The sequence below is a fragment of the Streptomyces sp. NPDC002790 genome (genome assembly GCF_040295505.1).
Classification (GTDB): Bacteria; Actinomycetota; Actinomycetes; order Streptomycetales; family Streptomycetaceae; genus Streptomyces.
On sequence record NZ_JBEOVM010000214.1, the window covers coordinates 1 to 4,552 of the forward strand.

At 66.2% G+C, this 4,552-nt stretch carries 2 protein-coding genes; both read right to left on the minus strand.

Going from position 1 to position 4,552, the window contains the following annotated elements; translation table 11 throughout:
* Positions 1 to 116: 116 nt before the first annotated feature.
* Entirely contained in the window at positions 117 to 2,054 is a 1,938-nt protein-coding gene (gene glxA / locus ABT004_RS35975; RefSeq protein WP_351345948.1) for a radical copper oxidase GlxA, read from the minus strand.
* On the minus strand, positions 2,051 to 4,033 hold the full coding sequence (locus ABT004_RS35980; RefSeq protein ID WP_351345951.1) for a glycosyltransferase family 2 protein: 1,983 nt from the start codon (positions 4,031 to 4,033) through the stop codon (positions 2,051 to 2,053). The genes glxA and ABT004_RS35980 overlap by 4 nt, the downstream gene beginning before the upstream one ends.
* Positions 4,034 to 4,552 lie beyond the last annotated feature (519 nt).

A 4,552-nucleotide genomic window follows, 5' to 3' on the forward strand; every position in this document is an offset into this window, starting at 1 on the left:
TCCGCCCGGTTGGGAAATAACATCCCCGTGTGGGTATTGAGCTGGGGGGTCGGGGGCGGCGCCGGGGGGGTTCGGCCGGGGAGCCGCCTGCTCAATCGCCGCAGGGGCTTAAACGGCTACGGCACCCGGACCCATTGCGCCTTGCTGGGGGTGCCCTCGTCGTCCGTGACGAACAGCATGTACCACCCCGACTCCACCAGCGACCGACTCCCCGGCAGGGACACCGTCACCGAGTCCGCCGACTTCTTGAGGTCGAGCGCGATCGACGTCTGGTCCACATCCGTCACATGCGTCGACGCACTCGGCCGAATCAGCCGCGCCGTCTTGATGGACGACGCGTGCTCCGTCTTGTACGTCGCCGAGCCACCACGCCGGATCGTCTTCTGACCGCCCTCAAGGGACGGCCGCGAGTCCCGGTACAGATACGGCGGCGTGTACATCTCGATGCGCTGCTCGAACGTCCCCGGCTTGGTGTTGGCCTTGTCGGCGTAGAGCGAGTCCGAGCCGAAGAACAGCACGCGCCCGTCGGGCAGAAGCAGCGAACCCGAGTGGTAGTTGCGGCCCACGTTCGGGTCGGCGACCTTCCTGAACGTGTTCTTCTTCGTGTCGTAGAGCCGGGCCTCGAGGATGTTGGTGTCACCGCGCCCGCGGTAGTCCTCCGAGCCCCCGGAGACGAGGACCGAGTCGTCGGGCAGGATCGAGGCCTGCGGGTACCGGGTCCCCTTGTCCAGCTTCGGCCCGTCCACGAACTTCGGGCTCTTGTCCTTCAGGTCGACGAGCCGGGTCTTCTCGCTGGAGAGCTTGGACTCGCCGACGCCACCGCCGCCGATCACCATGTACTTCTGGTCCTGCGCGGGCGGCAGTTCGACGGTGTTGGCCGTCTCCAGCATGTTCGGGTCCGAAAGACCGGGTATCTTCTGGAACTTATTGGTCGTCAGATCCCAAATGCCGGGCTTGCGGCCGACGTTGTCGGGCCCATAACCCGCGTTCGCGCCCGAGTAGAAGATCTTCCCGTTCTGCATCTGGAACAGCGCGGGATACGTCGGGAACTGGCGGACGTCCTTCAGGTACGTCCACTTCTTCGTCTTCGGGTCGTAGACCTCGTTCTTGCCCGGGACCAGCTGCCCGATCTCGTCGAGCCCGGAAACGGAGAGGACCTTGCCGTCGGAGAGCGTGGTCAGCGTCGGGTACCAGCGCGCCTCGTTCATCGGGTCGACCTTGATGTACTTCTCGGCGACCGGGTCGAACTCGTAACTGTCCCTGATCCCCTGGAAGTCCTTCTTGTCCAGGGCGAGCTTCTGCGCGATGCCGTAGACGTTGCGCGCTTCCTGGCCGGTCAGGCCCTGCACCCGGTAGTTGTCCTGGGTGCCGGTCTCGTACTTGGCGCCGCGCCGCTGCGCCTCCACGTAGACCCGGCCGAGGCCCGGCTCGTTGCGCAGGAATTTGCCGGTCGCCGGGTCGAAGACCTTCTTGGCGCGCTCGACCGTGATGTTGTCCTTGGCGACGAACGACCTGCCGTTCTCCTTGCCGGTGAAGACCGTGCCCGCCTTGATGGTCTTGGGCGCGTCCGGGTCCTCGTTGTGCACGATCATCAGGCCGCCGGCCTTGGTGACGTCACCCTTGAGTTTCTCGTAGCGCTTGGTGCCGCCCGCGATCAGCAGGTTCCCGTTCGCCAACTGCGTATGTCCCGTGCAGAACAGGTCGGTCGGCGTGGGAATCTTCTTGATGGTCTTCTTCACCGGGTCGTAGATCCGGGTGTCGAACTTCTTCGCGTCGAAGTTCTTCTGATTGTTCCCCGACCCGGCGACGAGCAGGATCTTCCCGGTGTGCAACAGCGCCGCGTGAATCGTGTTCAGGCGCATGTCCTTGGGGAAGTCGATGACGTCCCAGTGCCCGTTCTCGGCCTTGTACTCCGGTTTGTTGATCTTGTACTCGTGATACTTGGCCGATCCGAAGCGGTACAGCCAGGGTCCGTTCATCCCGGCCAGCGCCAGGACCACCACCGTGCCGATGACTATGCGCCGGGCACGGCGGCGGCTCGCACCGTCTTTCACTTGTTGTGTCCCCCCAGGGATATCTGCTTGGTCTGATCATTGCCCCAGTCCACCCGCGTACCGGCGTCGTGCGGCTGGGCGGCCCAACTCGGCTTCTGCTGGGGCGCGGTGTGCGCCCGCGCGGGCGCCGCCCGCTCCGGCTGCTCGGGGCGCTCCGGCTGCGGGGCCCGGGCGGGCGGCTTCGGCTTCTTCTTCTCCTGGCGGAGCATGTGGCGCCACGCGAACATCGGGGCCGCGGTGATCAGCAGGGCGAAGCAGGCCCAGGTGATCATCGCCGGGTGGGAGTGGCCGAAGTAGAAGCCCGCGCCGATCGAGCCGCCGAAGATCAGGATGAAGTACCAGTGGTAGCGGAAGGTCCCGAACCAGCGGTCGGGGCTCGCCGAATCGCCCTTGGGGGTCACCACGAACTTGCTCTTGCGGCGCAGCACGGCGTCGAAGAGCGCCTTCGCGTACAGCGGCGCCGACAGCGCGGACATCACCATGCCGGCCACGCCGCCGGAGCCCTCCGGCTCGTGCGGCGAGACGTTGTGCCGGCGGTTCCAGATGTAGAGGCCGATCTGCAGCGCCGATGCGTTGCCGTACAGCATCAGCCAGACCGTCGGGTCGATGTTCACACCCGAGGCGCCGAGACCCAGGAACAGCGCGCAACTCAGCGCCGCCAGGATCCAGTTCATGGCCGCCATCGGGTAGAAGATGATCATCATCGTGTAGTTGAAGAGCTTGCTCGGCGGGAGCGTGAAGAAGCCCTTCCAGTACTGCTTGAGGATCGTCTCGTAGGTACCGCGCGACCAGCGCATCTGCTGGGTGAAGAAGTCCGTCCAGGCGCTGGGGCCCTCACCGACCGCGAGCACGTCCGGCGTGTACACGGAGCGCCACTTCTTGCCGGTGGCGGGGTTGCGGTGGCGGTGGATCTCGAAGCCGGTCGCCATGTCCTCCGTGATGGAGTCGTACAGGCCGCCGATCTGCTTGAGCGTCCTGATGCGCACGGCGTTGGACGTGCCGACGAACATGGGCGAGCCGTAGCGGTTGCCGGCGCGCTGGATCAGCGCGTGGAAGAGGAACTGCTGGGACTCGGCGGCCTTGGTGACGAAGTTGTCGTAGTTGCCGTAGACCTGAGGGCCGATCACGAACCCCACGTCGGGGTCGCGGAAGAAGCCGAGCATCCGCTCCAGGTAGTTGGGCAGCGGTACGTGGTCGGTGTCGACGGAGGCGAAGAAGTCGTACTCGTCGCCGTGCGCGTCCAGCCAGGCGTTGTAGTTGCCGTGCTTGGTCTTGGCGCGGTGCGGGCCCTTCGGCTGGTTCCACTTCGCGACTCCCTTGCGGGAGAAGTGTTGCACGCCGAGCCGCTCGCAGACCTCCTTGACCGCGGTGTCGTCCCCCTCGTCGAGCAGCCAGACGTGCAGCAGGCCCCGGTGGCGCAGCTTCACGGCCGCCTCCAGGGTCTTCGTCACCATCTCGAGCGGCTCCTTGCCGGGCACGAACGAGGTGAGGAACGCGACGCGGGTGCCGGTCTCCGGCACGACCGGGATGGGGTCGCGGGCGACCAGCGTCGCGTGCGCGTTCGACAGCACGTTCATGCAGCGGAAGAACTCGATGAGCCCGATCGCCACGAGCATCACGATGTCCAGCGCGGGCAGGAAGTCGTAGGCGGGGTAGTCCCGTTCGGTCCAGTGCGCGGGCTGCAGCAGCCAGAACAGCAGGACGAGCGAGAGCAGCGGGGCCGCGCCCAGCATCAGCGCGGCCCGGATCCTGTGCGTCTCCTGTGAGAGCAGCGAGCGATAGCGCACCCTGTACGGCTTGTTGGGGTCGGGCTGGGTCAGTGGCCCGGCGAGCCGGCTGTAGTGCTCGTAGTCGTAGCGCGGCAACGATTTCCTGATGCGCCGGAAACCGCCCGTGCGGTGCGGTGGCACGCGCAGCTGGGTCGTTTCGGACGGGTCGAATTCCCGCTCTGGCCGGGCGCCTGTCGGCGTCGACGTCATGAGTCATCCCCCCGCACGCGTCACCGCGTGGTCGTCGGTCCTGCGCCCGGGAACGGGCCCCCTGACCGTGCCCCCGGACGTATCACTGGCGGGCCACCGTCCCACCCTTACCTATTTACATAAGACTGGTACGGCGGCCTTCCGGTTGCATGATGCCCCCCTCGACATCGCTTCATGAGCGGGGCCCCCTCCCCGCGCGCTCGGCAACCGGCTCGGGCCCGGTGTGACACGGTGCCCATTTCAACTGCCTTGTACCGTAAGCATCTTGGGAGCCAATGGCTCCATGACAGAGTGCTGTGACCCGGTTCATGATCGCAAGGCCGATACGCAGCGAAACGTGCTGTTTACCGGTCTTGATACGGGGTTGCGCCACCCCGGTGTTGCGGCCACGGGGCTCCGCCCCGGACCCCGCGCCTCAATCGCCGGCGGGGCTTGATCCATCAAGCCCCTGCGGCGATTGAGCAGATCTTTTGAGCCCATGAGCGGGGAGTGGGCAAATCAAGCCCCTGCGGCGCTTGA

What these genes read in the sequence shown, in the direction of transcription:
- ABT004_RS35980 (WP_351345951.1), bottom strand. Translation starts at nt 4,033, where the DNA reads ATGACGTCGACGCCGACAGGCGCCCGGCCAGAGCGGGAATTCGACCCG.